Below are 15,874 nucleotides of genomic sequence, written 5' to 3'. Positions count from 1 at the left end.
GTCAGCGCTCGGTGGCCGGGGCGGCGGTGCCGGGGTCGAGGGCGTGCAGGATGCCGGTGTCGAGCCTGGTGCCGTAGCCGTCGCCGAACGCCGCCCGGTATGCCTCGTCGCCGATCGCCGCCCTGGACTGCCGCTCGCACGTCTGCCTGGCCGAGACCCACTCGTGGATGCCGAGCTGCGCCCGCCCGAGCGTGTCCCACACCTGCTGGGCCAGGCCGAGCCGGCGGGCGGCCAGCTCTCCGTGCCCCGAGGCGGCGGCGGCGCAGGCCAGCACGTCCAGGGCCAGCGCGATGCCGATGCTGTCGTGCAGCCGGTGCTTGATCTCCAGGGCCGACCTGGCGTAGGCCTGGGCCGCGTCGTTGCGGCCGAGCGACAGCTCCGCCTGGCCACGGAAGAGGTCGGCGTAGGCGCGCATCCACCGCTCGCCGTGCTTGTCGCACTCGGCGCACATCTCCTCCAGCGCCTTGACCGCGTCCTCGATGCGGCCCTGCGCCGTGTGCACGTGGCACTGCCCGAGCCGGGCCAGCAGCGTGGGCAGGGTGAGGCCGTGCTCGGGCCGGTGCACGGCCAGCAGGCTGTCGGCCAGCGCCAGCGCGAGCGCCAGATCGCCCCTGATGGTGGCGGCGGCCATGACCATGGCCTGGGCCGCGAGAGCGGCGGCGGTGTCACCGAGCTGGTCGGCGACGCCGGCGCACTCAGCGGCCCAGGCCATGCCGGCGTCGGGGTCGCCCTGCACCATGAGGGTCAGGCTGCACACCCACAACGCCCTGTTGCGGACCACGCTCGGCTCGGTGTCCAGGGCCAGAGCGCGTTCCAGGTAGTGCTGACCTTCCCGGAGGAAGCCGCACGGGTACCAGAAGAACCACAGCGCCGCGGCCAGCTCCAGCGCGGTGTGGTCACGGGAGTTGGCCAGGCAGTAGTCGAGGGCCGTGCGCAGGTTGTCGTGCTCGACGGTGGTGCGGTCGTTCCAGTAGACCTGCTCGGGCCCCAGCCAGGCGGCGTCGCCGCGGCGGGCCAGCTTGAGGTAGAAGTCGCGGTGGCGGCGCCGCAGCCCCTCCTGCTCGCCGAGCGCGCGCAGCCAGATGGCGCCGTACTCGCGGATGGTGTCCAGCATCCGGTAGCGCTCGCCGCCGCCGGTGGGCGACCAGATCAGGATCGACTTGTCCACCAGGCCCGACAGCAGGTCGGGGACGGCGGCGGCGGGCAGCAGGTCGTCGGCGCAGACCTCGATCACCGCCGCGTCGTCGAAACTGCCCGCGAACACCGACGTGCGTGCCCACAGCAGCCGCTCCTCCGGCGTGCAGAGCTGGTGGCTCCAGCCGATGGCCGTGCGCAGCGCCTGGTGCCAGGGCGGGTCGGCCTCGTTCACCTCGGCGTCGGTGTCGCCGAGCAGCTCGAACCGGTCGTCGAGCCGCTCGCACAGCTCGGCGGCGGGCAGGTCGCGCAGCCGGGCCGCCGCCAGCTCGATGGCCAGCGGCAGCCCTTCCAGGCGGCGGCACAGGCGGGCCAGCTCCGCCCGGTTGTCGTCGGTGACGGTGAAGCCCGGCACGGTGCGGGCGGTCCGGTCGGCGAGCAGCAGCACCGCGTCCTGGTGCCCGCCGCCGCCGGAGTCGGGGACCGGCAGCGGGTCGATGATCAGCACCTGCTCGTCGGGCACGCCGAGCGGGCGGCGGCTGGTGGCCAGGATCGACAGCCCAGGCGCCGCCACGAGCAGGTCGCGGGCGATCGCCGCGCACTCCTCGACGAGATGCTCGCAGGTGTCGAGCACCAGCAGAACGTGCCGGTCCTCCAGGTATTCGGTCAGCACGTCCATCATGGGCCGGGTGGTGCGGTCGGTCAGCGGGAGCGCCTCGGCGATCGTGTACGGCACCAGCGCGCCCTGGTCGAGGGGCGACAGCGGGACGAGCCAGGCGCCGTCATCGTAGCCGGGCTGCATGAGGGCGGCGGCCCGCAGCGCCAGCCGGGTCTTGCCTACTCCGCCCACGCCTGTCAGCGTCACCATGCGATATTCCCGGCACAACCGGCGGATCCGGGCAAGTTCTCCGCGGCGGCCTACCAGACTGGTCATTTCCGGCGGCAGATTCCCGGCATGCCGCCCACCCATATTCATGATCCTCACCTGTCCGGCTCGGTCCGCCGCAATCGGTGACAGCAGCTTGCCGGACGCGGCCAGGATCCGCCACGAAAAGTGAGAAAGTGACTACGCAAGAGACCGGGTTGCGGGCGTTTCTTAATACGTTTCCTGCTTGCGGGGGTCTGCCCGGTTGATCCGAGGCTGGGGTTCGACCACCGAAAAGACCCGGTCGGCGGGCCCTTCCCACTTAACCAAGCGCTTGCTACGCTCCGCCCATGGTGTCCACGATCGTCTGGGGTACCGGCAACATCGGCCGCGCCGCCATCCGTGCCGTCGAGGTCCATCCCGGGCTCGAACTGACCGCCGTCCTCGTCCACGACCCCGCCAAGATCGGCCGCGACGCCGGCGAGCTGGCCGGGCTCGGCCACCGCCTGGGCGTCGCGGCGACCGCCGACGTCGAGGCCGCCCTGGCCGCGGGCCCGGGCGCCGTCGTGTACGCGTCCTCCGGCGACATCCGCCCGTCCGAGGCGCTGGCCGACGTGGTCCGCGCCCTGCGCGCGGGCGCCGTGGTCGTCACTCCCTCCCTGTACGCCCTCTACGACCACCGCGGCGCCCCGCCCGAGGTGCGCGAGCCCGTGCTGGCCGCCATCGCCGAGGGCGGCGGCTCACTGTTCGTCTCCGGCGTCGATCCCGGCTGGGCCAACGACCTGCTGCCACTGCTGGTCACTGGGCTGGCCACGACCGTGGACGTCGTACGGTGCCAGGAGATCTTCGACTACACCACCTACGACCAGCCCGACGCGGTCCGCTACCTGGTCGGCATGGGCCAGCCGATGGACTACGAGCCGCCGATGCTCGCACCGACCGTGCCCGCCATGGTCTGGGGCGGCCAGGTGCGGCTGATCGCCCGGGCCCTCGGCGCCGACCTGGACGAGGTGCGCGAGCACGTCGAGCGCCGGGCGCTGAAGTCCACGGTCACGACAGCCTCGATGGGCGCGTTCGAGGCCGGCACGCAGGGCGCGGTGCGCTTCGAGGTGCAGGGGATCGTCGGCGGGCGGCCCAGGATCGTGCTGGAGCACGTCACCCGCATCCACCCGTCCTGCGCCCCCGACTGGCCGGTCGCGCCCGGCGGCGTGGGGGCGCACCGGGTGATCGTCGAGGGCCGGCCGCACATCGAGGTCACGGTGCAGGCCACCGACGAGGGCGGCAACCACTCGGCGGGCGGCAACGCGACGGCCGTGGGCCGGCTGGTGGGCGCCGTCGAGTGGCTCGTGGAGGCGGGGCCCGGACTCTACGACGCGCTGGACGTACCGCTGCGGCCCGCCATCGGCAAGCTCGGAAGGAGGCGCGGGTGAGGATCGACATCCCGGAGGGCAAGGACGCGATCGCGTACGTGTGGGGGGAGATGGTGCCGGGCATCGGGCCGGCCGCCTCGCGCTACTCGATGGCGGTCTACCAGCACACGACGCTCGGGCTGCGCGAGTTCGAGGCGGCCAGGCTGCGGGTGGCGCAGCTCAACGGCTGCGCGTTCTGCCTGGACTGGCGGACGGAGCGCGACGGCCGCACGGTCGAGGACGGCTTCGCCGACGCGGTCGCCGAGTGGCGCACGACCGGCGCCTTCGACGTCCGCACCCGCCTGGCCGCCGAGTACGCCGAGCGGTACACCGTCGATCACCACGGGCTCGACGAGGAGTTCTGGGGACGGATGAGCGCGCACTACAGCCAGCTGGAGATCGTGGAGCTGAGCATGTGCATCGGCTCGTGGCTGGCGTTCGGCCGGCTCAACCACGTCCTCGGCCTCGACACGGTCTGCACCCTCCCGAACGCCCCAGCGCCGAAACCTCCGTCACGGAAAGCGAGCCCGGCCCCATGAGCAAGATCGACAGCACGGGCGGCGACGTCTCCCGCCGTGGCTTCCTGACCGCCTCCGGCGCCCTGCTCGGCACCGCCGCCCTCGGCCTGCACTCCCCCGCCGCCCGCGCGGCGGGCCCCATCAGCTCGGGCGCGCACGTGGCGGCCCTGGTCATCGGCACCGGGTACGGCGGCTCGGTGGCCGCCCTGCGCCTGGCCCAGGCGGGCGTGGACGTGCACCTGATCGAGATGGGCATGGCCTGGGACACCCCCGGCACCGACGGCAAGATCTTCTGCAACACCCGCGAGCCCGACTACCGCTCCTACTGGCTGCGCACCCGCACCAAGGCCCCGCTCAACTACTTCCTCGGCTTCCCGATCGACCGCGACATCCCCCGCCACACGGGCATCCTGGACGCGGAGGAGTTCGGCGGCATCACCGTCTACCAGGGCCGCGGCGTCGGCGGCGGCTCCCTGGTCAACGGCGGCATGGCGGTCACCCCGAAACGCGAGAACTTCGCCGCCGTCCTGCCCTCGGTCAACCCCGACGAGATGTACGCCACCTACTACCCGCGCGCCAACGCCGCCCTCGGCGTGGGCACGGTGGACCCGGCCTGGTTCGACACGACAGCCTGCTACCAGTACGCCCGCGTCGGCCGCAAGCACGCGCAGCGCTCCGGCTTCCCGTTCGTGTTCGTGCCGGACGTCTACGACTGGGACTACATGAAGCAGGAGGCGGCCGGCACCGTCCCCCAGTCGGCGCTGGCCGGCGAGATCCTCTACGGCAACAACCACGGCAAGAGGTCGCTGCAGAAGACCTACCTCGCCCGCGCCACCGCGACCGGCCGCGTCACCATCTCCGCCCTGCACAGGGTCACCTCCGTCACCCCGGCGGGCGGCGCCTACACGGTCACCGTCGAGCAGCTCGACACCACCGGCGGCACCGTCGCCACCAAGACCGTCACGGCCGACCGCGTGTTCTTCGCCGCGGGCAGCGTCGGCACCAGCAAGCTCCTGGTCAAGCTGAAGGCCACCGGCGCGCTGCCCGCCCTCAACGGCGAGATCGGCAAGGGCTGGGGCGACAACGGCAACGTCATGTGCGGCCGGGCGAACCACCTGTGGGACCCCACGGGCTCACTCCAGTCGGCCATCCCCTGCTGCGGCATCGACAACTGGACGGCCGGCGGCGCCTTCGCCGAGGTGGCACCGCTGCCCACCGGGATCGAGACGTTCGCCTCGTTCTACCTGTCCATCACCGACAACCCGCATCGCGCGCAGTTCACCTGGAACGCGGGGGCGGGGCGGGTGGAGCTGAACTGGCAGACCGCCTGGAAGCAGCCGTCGATCGCGATGGCCAAGAGCATCTTCGACAAGATCAACGCTAAGGAGGGGACGATCTACCGGACGGATCTGTTCGGGGTCTACAAGATCTGGGGTGACCATCTGACCTACCATCCGCTGGGTGGTGCCGTCCTGAACAAGGCCACCGACAATTACGGGCGGTTGACGGCTTATCCCGGGTTGTATGTCATCGATGGGGCGTTGATTCCGGGGAACACGACCGTCAATCCGTTCGTGACGATCACGGCGCTGGCGGAGCGGAACATCGAGCGCATCATCGCGGCCGATCTCTGAACATCGGGCGCATGAGCGACGGGCTGGCGCCCGGGAGCGGCGCTCAGCCGTCCGGCCGCCCATCCCTCGGTCGGGGCGGCGCCCGGTTCGACGGCCGCGCGCCGCTCCCGCGTCACCCCGCCCAGTCGACGATGCGGGCGTCGGCGCGGAAGCGCAGGGCGGGGTCGGCGTAGCGGGCCTCCGGTACGGCGTACAGGGCGTCCACGCCGGCCCGCTGCAGCGCGTACCCGGCGGCGATCACCTCGATCTCCGCTTCCGGCACGCTCAGCCCGGCGGCGGCGAGGAGTGGTCCGACGACGGCGGTGGGGGTCATGAGAGGGTTCTCCGTTCGGGTGGAAGGTCAGGCGGCCAGGGCCGGGACGCGCAGGTGCCAGTCGGTGAGCCGCTGGTAGGCGTCGCCGGCGCGCAGGATGGTGGCCTCCTCGAAGGGACGCCCGGCGAGCTGGAGCGAGAGCGGCAGCCCCGCCTCGGTGAAGCCCATCGGGACGACGAGCACGGGGTTGCCGACGCAGTCCCAGTACTGCGTGAACACCTGCGCGAACATGGCCTCCACGTCGATGCGGCCCTCGGCGTCGGTGAGCGAGTCGTAGGTGGGGGCGCCCATGGAGGCGGTCGGGGTCACGATGACGTCCACGCCGTCGAACAGCCGGGCGACGGCGTCCTGGGCGACCCGGCGTACGCGCTGGGCCTGCACGTAGTCGGCGCCGCTGATCAGCGCGCCGCGGGCGAGCATGGCGCGGGTGGCGGCGAAGTAGTCGGCCCAGCGGGTGGCGGCGTCGTTGCGGTGGTAGGCCAGGGCCTCGGCGCACGCGGTGACGAGGTTCGCGGTGAGCATCTCGTGCCAGTACGGCAGCCTCACCTCGGTCAGGGTGGCGCCGAGCCCGGTCAGCGTGGCCAGCGCGGCCTCGAAGGCGGGCGCGACGGCGGGGTCGGCGTCTCCGGGGAAGTGGTGCTCCCGCACCACGCCGACGCGCAGCCCCTCCAGCGACCCGCTCCCCCAGCCGCCGGGCAGCCCCTCCGACGACCCGCTCTGCCAGGCGAGGTCGAGCGGCAGGTCCACGCAGTCGGGGTCACTCGGGTGGTACCCGGCGATCACCTCCAGCACGGCCGCGCAGTCACGGGCGCTGCGGGCGAGCGGGCCCACGTGGTCGAGGGAGTACCCGAGCGGCGCCACCCCTGACTTCGGCACCCGGCCGAACGTCGGCATGAGCCCGCTGACCCCGCAGAACGCGGCCGGGATGCGGATGCTGCCCGCCGTGTCGGTGCCGAGCCCGGCCAGGAACATCCCGGCCGCCACCCCGTTGCCGGTGCCGGAGCTGGAGCCGCCCGGCCACGTGCCCGGTTCCCACGGGTTGCGCGGCACGGGGAACGGCTTCGACGGGTCCACCATGCCGCACGCGAACTCCATCGTCGTCACCTTGCCGGTGATCACCGCACCGGCCGCCCTGAGCCGCGCGACCACGGGCGCGTCCCTGCCCGCGCCCCAGGCGGGGTCGAGGACGAGGCTCTGCGCGGTGGTGGGGCCCTCGGCCGCGGCGATGATGTCCTTCACGCCGAACGGGATCCCGTGCAGCGGCCCCCTGTCCACGCCCGCGGCCAGCTCCTGGTCGGCCTGCTTGGCCGCCCGCAGGGCGCTGTCGTCGAACCGGGCCAGATAGGTGCCCAGCTCACCGTCCAGCCGGTCGGCGCGGGCGAGCGCCTCCTCGGTCAGCGCCACGCTCGTCACCTCGCCGCCGCGCAGCGCGGTCGCGGCGTCACTCAACGTAAGGGGGAAGGTCAAGGTCAACTCCATTCGGGTACGGGGAGCGGCTCGCTACGGGTGGCGGCGGGCCGCGTGGGAGACGAACAGGAAGCGGTCGCCGCGGACGTGGATGAACGCCAGGTTGAACGGCCGCCCGGCACCGTCGCTGATGAGCTGCTCCATGGTGATCAGCGGGGAGCCCTCGGCGATGCCGAGCCGGGCGGCGGTGGCGGCGTCGGCGGGGGCGCAGCCGTAGACGAACTCCGACTCCTCGTAGCCGACGCCGGCCTCGCGCAGCAGCGTGTACCAGTCGTGCACGAACGGCTTGTCGCGCAGGCGCTCGGCCTCGGGGGCGAGCACGTAGTTGGTGGCCATGCCGTGCGGCTCGTCGCCGAACAGCGACACGTACTCCAGGCGCAGGCACGGCGTCCCCGCGGGCGCGCCGAGGCGATCGGCGGCCAGCGCGGGCAGCGGGATCGTGGAGCGGTCGAGGACGTGCGGGCGCAGCCGCCTGTTCAGCAGGCTCTCCTGGCCCGGCGGCTCGGTGCCGTGAGCCTCCACGAGCTGGGTCACCACGGCCTTGACGACGGCGTGCGTGCCGACGCCCTGGCGGCGGTCGATCAGGCCCTCGCGGCGCAGCACGGCCAGCGTCTCCCGCACGGTCGCGCGCGTGGCGCCGTAGGAGGCCATCAGCTCGGCCTCGGTGGGCAGCAGGCCGTCGGCGAAGGCGCCGCGCAGGACGGCGGAGCGCAGCAGGTCGCGCAGGCGGCGCAGGTCGCCCTCACGTTCGAGACCCGACTGGTGCGGCCGGGAGGATCTGCCCGCCATGCATCCGAACGTTACGGGGTCGCCTGCCGGTTCCATGTCACCGCCTCCTCTCCAGCGCTTCGGAGCAGGAGGCTACGAATGCCGTGTTGCCCGTCGATGTCCGCGTGGTTGCGCCGGGTTACGCCGTTCGCGGGATGCCGCGTGCAGGCTCCCGCCTGCGGAAACGGGACGCGGGCGCGACGTTCCGCCGAAACGGCACGGCGATCCGCCACGAGCACCGCAGCGTCGTCTCATCGCGAGCGCTGACGTCCCGCCGCCGCCACCATCCCGTCACGCGTGCGGTCCCATCAGCGCAGCCCCGTCCCGACCGCCCCTGTGCGCCCATCCGTAACTCCCGGTCCACCTGCGAGGTCTACCGTGCGCCGCATGAAGATGCGCAGGTTACTCGCGAGCATGCTGACCACGGCCCTGGTCGGCGGTACGGTCACCGTCGTGCTGACCCAGACCCCCACCGCCACGGCCGAGCGCCGCGCCCAGGCTCCCATCGTGATCGCCCACCGCGGCGCCTCCGCCCACCGCCCCGAGCACACGCTCCTGTCGTACGAGGCCGCCATCGCGATGGGCGCCGACTACATCGAGCCCGACCTGGTCTCCACCAAGGACCACGTCCTGGTGGCCAGGCACGAGAACGAGATCTCCGGCACCACCGACGTGGCCGCCCGCCCCGAGTTCGCCGGCAGGCGCACCACCAAGACGGTGGACGGCCGGCCGATCACCGGCTGGTTCACCGAGGACTTCACGCTGGCCGAGCTGAAGACGCTGCGGGCCAAGGAGCGGGTGCCCGACCTGCGGCCGGACAACACGGCGTTCGACGGGCTGGCCGAGATCCCGACGTTCGAGGAGGTCGTGAAGCTGGCGCTGGCGCACGGCGTCGGCGTCTACCCGGAGACCAAGCACCCCACCTACTTCGACTCCATCGGCCTGTCGCTGGAGGAGCCGCTGCTCGACGTGCTGAACCGGTATCGGGTGCGCAAGGCGTACATCCAGTCGTTCGAGACGGCGAACCTGCGTGACCTGCGCGGCAGGACGCGGCTGCCGCTGATCCAGCTCATCACCTTCGGCGGCGCGCCCTACGACTGGGTGGCGGCCGGCAGCACCCGCACCTACGACGACATGGTCAGGCCGGAGGGGCTGCGCGAGGTCGCCACCTACGCGAGCGGGATCGGCGTGGACACCAGGCGCATCGTGCCGGTGGACGCCTCGGGCGCGACGACCGCGCCCACCACCCTCGTCGCGGACGCCCACCGCAGGCGGCTGGACGTGCACGTGTGGACGATCCGCAACGAGAACTCGCAGCTGCCCGCCGACTACCGGCTCGGCAACCCGGCCAGCCCCGTCTACCCGAGGGCGACGGGGAACGTGATGGGCTGGCTGTCCAGGCTGCTGGAGCTGGGCATCGACGGCGCGTTCTGCGACGACCCGTCGATGGGCAGGGCTGTGATGTCCGAGCGCTCGGCCTGACCCGGCCGAGCGCTCAGGGCCCCATCTGTCAGGTACGGCGCCAGCGGGACTCGCCGAAGCAGTACCCGGCGAACAGCAGCACACCCAGCGCCACCACCACGAGCAGCGACGGCCCCACCGGGGTCTCGGCGAACTGCCGCAGCGTGGCGTCGATGCCGCCCGCCTTGTCCGCGTCGTGGGTGATCGCCGCGTAGATGACGAAGATCCCGGCCATCCCGGCGATCGCCCCGCGGGCCGCGTACCCGCCGACCCCGAGCCGGTCCATGACCTTGCCGGCCTTCGGCGACATCCGCCCCTGGTCCAGCTCCTCCCTGAAGCCCTTCGTGGCGCCCCGGTGGATCCAGTAGACGCCGAGCGCCACGAGGCCGAGCCCGATCGCGCCCACGATCCACTGCCCGCCGGGCAGGTCGAGCAGCTTGGCCGTCGCGTCCTGCGACTTCTGGTCGTCGGAGGCGGCCTTGCCCGAGGTGATCACGCTCCACAGCGTGTAGACGACCAGGACGTAGACGCCCACCCGGGCGACCGCCTCGGCCCGCTCGAACGGCTTGCCGCCGCCGAACAGCGCCTCGGACGCCTGCCACAGGGCCAGCGCCACGAAGCCCGCGACCATGGTCCACAACAGCACCTCGCTGAACGGCAGCCCGGCTAAGGTGCTGATGGCTCCGGCCTTGTCCGCCTCTTCGCCCGACCCCTGGCCGAGGCCGATCTGCAGGGCCACCACGCCGATCAGTGCGTACAGCACGCCGCGGCAGGCCAGGCCCACCCTGGTCAGCACGGCCATGGGCCGGCTGCGCGTCGCGCGCTGCGTCGCGGCCTTCGCCTCACGCCCCGCCTGTTGCGCGGTATTCACCGTTTCCTCCAAAAATATCTTTCCGGAGACACCCGAGTGCCCGGGATCGCCGGCTCTACGCATCGGCGTAGGTCTGCCAGGCACGACGTGGCTGGTTACAGTGGTCCGGTGAGCCACGATCAGCACGGCCTCGCGATGACGGGCGCGAGTGCCGCGGCGGTGCGGCACTACGACCGCGCGATCGACGAGTTGCTGCACTTCAGGGCCGAGGTGGACGCCGAGGCGAACGCCGCGCTGGCCGAGTCGCCCGACTTCGCGATGGGCAACGTCCTGGCGGCGTACCTGGGCCTGCTGACCACGGAGGTCGAGGACGCGCGCACGGCGCGGGCGCGGTTCGGCGCGTTCCTGCGCAGGATCGACCAGGGCGCGCTGCTCCCGCGCGAGCGGGCCCACGTCGCGGCCGTGCGGGCGCTGCTCGGCGGCGACTTCCTGACCTGCGGGGCGCTGCTCGCCGAGATCACGGCCGAGCACCCGCGCGACGCGCTGGCGCTGGCCGCCGGGCACCAGATCGACTTCTTCACCGGCGACGCGCGCATGCTGCGCGACCGGATCGGCGGCGCGCTGACCGCCTGGCGCGAGGACGACCCGCATCTCGGGCACGTGCTCGGCATGTACGCCTTCGGTCTGGAGGAGGCGGGCCACTACGACCGTTCGGAGGAGGTCGGGCTGCGGGCGGTGGAGCTGAACCCGCGCGACGTGTGGGGCATCCACGCGGTCGTGCACACCTACGAGATGCAGGGCCGCTTCGGCGACGGGCTGCGCTACCTCGACGCGCGGGTGCCCGACTGGTCGTCGGGGACGTTCTTCAACGTGCACAACTGGTGGCACTACTGCCTGTACGCGCTGGAGACCGGCGACGTGCGGCGCGTGCTGGCCGTCTACGACGCGGTGCTGGCCGACGGGCAGGCGTGCATGGAGCTGCTCGACGCGGCGGCGCTGCTGTGGCGGCTCCACCTGGAGGGCTCCGACCAGCACGAACGCTGGCGGGCGCTGGCCGACGCGTGGCCGGCGCGGGTGGCGGAGCCGTTCTACGCCTTCAACGACATGCACGCCGTGATGTCCTACGTCGGCGCGGGGCGGATCGGGGAGGCGGAGAAGCTCATCGCGGGACGGGAGGCGTACGTGGCCGAGCCGCACCCCGGGATCACCAACCACGACATGACGCTCAGGGTGGGGCTGCCGGTGTGCCGGGCGATCGTGGCGTTCGGGCGGGGCGACTACGGCGGCGTGGTGGAGCTGCTGCATCCGATCAGGCACCGGGTCAACGAGTTCGGCGGCAGCCACGCGCAGCGCGACGCCGTGCAGCGCACGCTGCTGGAGGCCGCGCTGCGGGCCGGGCGGCGGGAGCTGGCCAGGGTGCTGGTGAGCGAGCGGATCGGCGTACGGCCGTGCAGCCCGTACAACTGGCTCAAGCAGGCGGCGCTGGCCGAGGCGCTGGGCGACGGGGCGGCGGCGGCCGTGGCCCGCGACCGCGCGGGCGAGCTGGCCCGCTCCGGAATTGTCGGAGCCGCCCGGTAGTTTCTGCTCACATGGATCGGCAACTCACCCTGATGGTCGTGCACGCCCACCCCGACGACGAATGTCTCAGCACCGGCGGCCTCCTCGCCCGCTACACCGAGGAGGGCATCCGCACGGTCCTGGTCACCTGCACCAACGGCGAGCAGGGCGACGGCGAGGGCGGCGTCAAGCCCGGCGAGCCCGGTCACGACGACGAGGCGGTGGCCCAGCGGCGGCTCGGCGAGCTGCGCGAGTCGGTCGCCCACCTGGGCATCGACCATCTGGAGCTGCTCGGCTACCGCGACTCCGGCATGGACGGCTGGGAGACCAACGCCCACCCCGACGCGTTCGCCAACGTGCCCGTCGAGGCGGCGGCCGACCGGCTGGCCGCACTGATGGAGCACTACCGGCCGCAGGTCGTGATCACCTACGACGAGACGGGCGGCGGCGGTTACGGCCACCCCGACCACGTGCAGACCCACCGCGTCACGGTCGCCGCCACCGAGCGCACCGGCATCCCCGACAAGCTCTACTACACGGCCATCCCCCGGGCGGCGATCAAGCGGATGTTCGAGCTGATGCGCGAGCACGGCGTCGACCTCGGTGACTTCACGCCCTCCGACGACTTCGGCACCCCCGACGAGCGGGTGACCTCCGTCGTGGACGTGTCCGCCTACGTGGAGCGCAAGCTCAAGGCGTTGCGGGCGCACGAGAGCCAGGGGGAGAACATCTTCCTGCTGCGCATGCCGGAGGAGGCGCAGCAGCAGGCGTTCTCGCATGAGGCGTTCGAGCGGGTGATGAGCAAGGTGGACGCGCCGAAGCACGAGGAGGATCTCTTCGCGGGGCTGCGCGACACCTGACAGCGGGGCTGCGCGGCACCTGACGGCGGGCCTGCGCGGCACCTGACGGCGACGCCGGCTCGCTGGGCGACCGCGGCGCGCCATGCTCGCCGAGCCGCCCGCGCCATGCGCAAGGGTGCATCGGGCGTGCTGCTCGCCAGGCGGCCCGTGCCGTGTGCGGAGGCGGGCCGTGCGCGGAGGCGGGCCGGGGCGGAGGCGGGGCGGGGGCGTGATTGAAAGTTTCACCGCTTCGCCGCAGCTTGCCGGATCTCCGTGCGCATGCCGGTTGTGATCGTGGCATGACCGTCTTACGGTGCTGGTACCGATCCGGTCAAGGAGCCCGTCATGCGCGCCCGTGTCGTCCCGGCCCTGATCCTGACCCTGCTCACCATCCTGCTCGCCCTCGGCGTCGGCGTCCACCCGGCGCGGGCCCAGGTGGTGGGCGGGTTCGACTTCGCCAGGGCGGAGGTGTCCGTCACGGGCCTGCAGGTGCCGTGGGCGCTGGCGTTCCTGCCGGACGGCAGCGCGCTGGCCTCGGAGCGCAACACCGGCCGGGTCATGCAGGTCCGCCCCGGCCAGGCGCCCGTCCAGGTGGCCACGGTGAGCGGGGTCAGCGCCTCGGGTGAGAGCGGGCTGCTGGGGCTGGCGGTCTCTCCGTCGTACGCGCAGGACGGGTGGGTGTACGCGTACTTCACCAGCACGAGCGGCGACAACCGGCTGGTGAGGTTCCAGCTCAGCGCCCCGCAGACGCAGACGGTGATCTTCTCAGGGGTGCCGAGCGCGACCGTCCACGACGGCGGCAGGATCGCGTTCGGCCCTGACGGCATGCTGTACGTGGCCACCGGCGACGCCGGCAACACCGCCAACGCCCAGAACCTCGACAGCCCCGCAGGCAAGATCCTGCGCATGACGCCCACGGGCGGCGTCCCGTCGGGCAACCCGTTCGCGAACTCCCGGGTCTGGAGTTACGGCCACCGCAACGTGCAGGGCCTGGCCTGGGACGGGCAGGGCAGGATGTACGCCACCGAGTTCGGTCAGAACACCTTCGACGAGGTCAACCAGATCGTCGCGGGCGGCAACTACGGCTGGCCCACCTGCGAGGGCACCTGCTCCAACCCCTCCTTCCGCAACCCGATCCTCACCTGGACCACGGCCGAGGCCTCGCCCAGCGGCCTGGCGTACGCGAACAACACGCTGTTCGCGGCGGCGCTGCGCGGGCAGCGGCTGTGGGCGGTGCCGCTGACGGCGAGCGGCGGTGCGGGCACGCCGGTGGCCGAGCTGCAGGGGACGTACGGGCGGCTGCGCGCGGTGGCGGCCGGCCCCGACGGCTGGCTCTGGATCGGCACCAGCAACCGCGACGGCCGCGGCACCCCGGTGGCGCAGGACGACCGCATCATCCGCGTCCCGCCGTCCTCCACCGGCACCGACACCGCCCCGCCGACCGCGCCCGGCCTGCCGGCCGCCTCCGGCACGACCGCCACCTCGACCACCCTGACCTGGGCCGCCTCGACCGACAACGTGGGCGTCACCGGCTACGACATCCTGCGCGCGCCGGGCGCGTCCGGCGGCTCCTTCACGCAGGCGGGCACGTCGGCGGCCACCACGTTCACCGACACGGGCCTGACGGCGGCCACCACCTACCGCTACCAGGTGCGCGCCCGCGACGCGGCCGGCAACCTCTCCCCCGTGTCCGGCACGGTCACGGTCACCACCACGACCGGCGGCACGCCGGGCGGCTGCACGGCCACGGCGACCACGCAGACGCAGTGGGGCACCGGCTACGTGATCCAGCCGGTCACCGTCACCAACACGGGCACCTCGGCCAGGAACGGCTGGACGGTGACGTTCACGCTGCCCGCCGGGCACGCGGTCACCGGCTCGTGGAACGCGGCGCTGACCGTCTCCGGCCAGACCGTCACGGCCAGGAACGCGGCGCACAACGGCACGCTGACCGCGGGCCAGAGCACCACGTTCGGTTTCCAGGCCACCCGGCCGAGCGGCAACACCCAGCTCCCGTCCGGCTACGCCTGCGCCGGCCCCTGACCCGCCGCTGTCCATCACCCCGGCGATCGGCCGGCGCACGCGCCTCATAGCCAGCCGCGCCAGGTAGCCGCCTCAGATCCAGCCGCGCCGGGTCGCCTCCATCGCGACCTGGAACCGCGTCTGCGCCCCCAGCCGCCGCATCAGCTTGCCCAGATGCCGCTGCACGGTCCGCTCGCTCCACCCCAGCGCCCGGCTGGCGGCCTTGTCGGTCGCCCCCGCCGCGAGCAGCGTCAGCAGCCGCTCCTCCTCCTGCGACAGGTCGCGCTCGGGCTCCCCTCCGGTCAGCCGCACCGGCCGGCTGCGCTCCCACAGCGCCTCGAACAGCGCCACCAGCGCGTCGAGCAGCGGTGAGGGGTGGATCAGGTACGACGCCGACACCACGCTGTCACCGGCCCGCAGCAGCGGGATGATCGCCAGCCGGTCGTCGGAGATGCCCAGCTTCATCGGCACGGCGGCGATCCTGGCCTGCTCCCCGTGTTGCAGGCCGGCGGTGACGTCGTCCAGCCAGCCGGGCAGCTCCAGCACGCTGACGTCGTAGATGACCCGATATTTCACGCCCTGCCGGAGCAGCTGAAGCTCGACCGGGTTCGGCTCGGTGTGCTCCTGCGGCGCGGCGTACGGCGGGCGGTCGAAGCCGCGCATCTGCACCCGCGTGTCCTGCTGCATCCGCACCCACCGGTGGTTGACCTCCTCGCGCCCCGAGACCACCTCGATCAGCTCGCCGGGGTGGGCGAAGCGGGTGCCCGCGCGGTAGACGTCCATGAGCGCGCGGATGTGCGTGCGCACGTCGCCCAGTTCCCGCTCGCGCTCGCGCAGGATGGCCTCCAGGCCGCTGTCCGGCGGGACGGCGACGTAGCGGACGGGCCGGCCCGTCGAGCGGGTGGCCAGGCCCAGCCCGACCAGCGACTGCAGGGCGCGCCGGGCGGCCGGGGGCGGCAGGTGGCAGTCGGCGACGATCTCCGCGGCCGTCGCCTGGGTGCGGCGGACGAGCGCGTCGTAGACCTCCTCGTCCTGCCGGCCGAGTCCGATGGCCTCCAGCATCGCCCGCCTCCCGG

The 15,874-nt window shown here is 72.8% G+C and carries 13 protein-coding genes; 7 read left to right on the top strand and 6 right to left on the bottom strand.

Going from position 1 to position 15,874, the window contains the following annotated elements; all coding sequences use genetic code 11:
• Position 1 precedes the first annotated feature (1 nt).
• Positions 2 to 2,002, bottom strand: a complete 2,001-nt coding sequence (locus tag LCN96_RS21465) for an ATP-binding protein (RefSeq protein ID WP_225274652.1) — start codon at positions 2,000 to 2,002, stop codon at positions 2 to 4.
• Positions 2,003 to 2,349: 347 nt separating this feature from the next.
• Between LCN96_RS21465 and LCN96_RS21460 the strand changes: the two genes are divergently transcribed.
• From LCN96_RS21460 to LCN96_RS21450, 3 genes are read left to right on the top strand one after another with little or no spacing between them, the layout of a single operon-like run.
• Positions 2,350 to 3,429, top strand: coding sequence for an NAD(P)H-dependent amine dehydrogenase family protein (locus LCN96_RS21460; protein ID WP_225274651.1), 1,080 nt, complete (start codon positions 2,350 to 2,352; stop codon positions 3,427 to 3,429).
• On the top strand, positions 3,426 to 3,947 hold the full coding sequence (locus tag LCN96_RS21455) for a carboxymuconolactone decarboxylase family protein (RefSeq protein WP_225274650.1): 522 nt from the start codon (positions 3,426 to 3,428) through the stop codon (positions 3,945 to 3,947). Before LCN96_RS21460 ends, LCN96_RS21455 begins: the two co-directional genes overlap by 4 nt.
• Positions 3,944 to 5,560, top strand: a complete 1,617-nt coding sequence (locus LCN96_RS21450) for a GMC oxidoreductase (RefSeq protein WP_225274649.1) — start codon at positions 3,944 to 3,946, stop codon at positions 5,558 to 5,560. The genes LCN96_RS21455 and LCN96_RS21450 overlap by 4 nt, the downstream gene beginning before the upstream one ends.
• Positions 5,561 to 5,672: 112 nt before the next feature.
• Here the strand turns inward: LCN96_RS21450 and LCN96_RS21445 are convergent, their stop codons facing one another.
• From LCN96_RS21445 to LCN96_RS21435, 3 genes are read right to left on the bottom strand one after another with little or no spacing between them, the layout of a single operon-like run.
• Positions 5,673 to 5,873: a hypothetical protein gene (locus tag LCN96_RS21445; RefSeq protein WP_225274648.1), complete on the bottom strand. Its 201-nt coding sequence runs from the start codon at positions 5,871 to 5,873 to the stop codon at positions 5,673 to 5,675.
• Positions 5,874 to 5,900: 27 nt separating this feature from the next.
• Positions 5,901 to 7,340 carry an amidase gene (locus LCN96_RS21440; protein WP_225274647.1) on the bottom strand — a complete coding sequence of 480 codons (1,440 nt, stop codon included), beginning with the start codon at positions 7,338 to 7,340 and terminating at the stop codon, positions 5,901 to 5,903.
• Between the two features lie 33 nt (positions 7,341 to 7,373).
• Positions 7,374 to 8,129: a GntR family transcriptional regulator gene (locus tag LCN96_RS21435; RefSeq protein ID WP_225274646.1), complete on the bottom strand. Its 756-nt coding sequence runs from the start codon at positions 8,127 to 8,129 to the stop codon at positions 7,374 to 7,376.
• A gap of 366 nt (positions 8,130 to 8,495) precedes the next feature.
• Between LCN96_RS21435 and LCN96_RS21430 the strand changes: the two genes are divergently transcribed.
• Positions 8,496 to 9,590: a glycerophosphodiester phosphodiesterase gene (locus LCN96_RS21430; protein ID WP_225274645.1), complete on the top strand. Its 1,095-nt coding sequence runs from the start codon at positions 8,496 to 8,498 to the stop codon at positions 9,588 to 9,590.
• 28 nt (positions 9,591 to 9,618) lie between these two features.
• Here LCN96_RS21430 and LCN96_RS21425 read toward each other — a convergent pair whose 3' ends face one another.
• Entirely contained in the window at positions 9,619 to 10,440 is an 822-nt protein-coding gene (locus tag LCN96_RS21425; RefSeq protein ID WP_225274644.1) for a DUF1206 domain-containing protein, read from the bottom strand.
• 108 nt (positions 10,441 to 10,548) lie between these two features.
• On the opposite strand from LCN96_RS21425, the gene LCN96_RS21420 reads away from it, so the two are divergent.
• The 3 genes from LCN96_RS21420 to LCN96_RS21410 all read left to right on the top strand — a co-directional run bounded on the left by LCN96_RS21420 (position 10,549) and on the right by LCN96_RS21410 (position 14,819).
• Positions 10,549 to 11,958: a tetratricopeptide repeat protein gene (locus LCN96_RS21420; RefSeq protein WP_225274643.1), complete on the top strand. Its 1,410-nt coding sequence runs from the start codon at positions 10,549 to 10,551 to the stop codon at positions 11,956 to 11,958.
• An 11-nt stretch (positions 11,959 to 11,969) separates the two neighbouring features.
• Entirely contained in the window at positions 11,970 to 12,797 is an 828-nt protein-coding gene (locus tag LCN96_RS21415) for a PIG-L family deacetylase (RefSeq protein ID WP_225274642.1), read from the top strand.
• A 324-nt stretch (positions 12,798 to 13,121) separates the two neighbouring features.
• A complete protein-coding gene (locus tag LCN96_RS21410; protein ID WP_225274641.1) occupies positions 13,122 to 14,819 on the top strand; it encodes a PQQ-dependent sugar dehydrogenase in 1,698 nt (565 codons plus the stop codon).
• 72 nt (positions 14,820 to 14,891) lie between these two features.
• Here LCN96_RS21410 and LCN96_RS21405 read toward each other — a convergent pair whose 3' ends face one another.
• Positions 14,892 to 15,860: a helix-turn-helix transcriptional regulator gene (locus LCN96_RS21405; RefSeq protein WP_225274640.1), complete on the bottom strand. Its 969-nt coding sequence runs from the start codon at positions 15,858 to 15,860 to the stop codon at positions 14,892 to 14,894.
• Between the last annotated feature and the right edge of the window lie 14 nt (positions 15,861 to 15,874).

The sequence above is a fragment of the Nonomuraea gerenzanensis genome, from assembly GCF_020215645.1.
GTDB lineage: Bacteria > Actinomycetota > Actinomycetes > Streptosporangiales > Streptosporangiaceae > Nonomuraea > Nonomuraea gerenzanensis.
The sequence above is the reverse complement of the archived record's forward strand: the minus strand, read 5'-3'. Positions and strand labels throughout refer to the sequence as shown.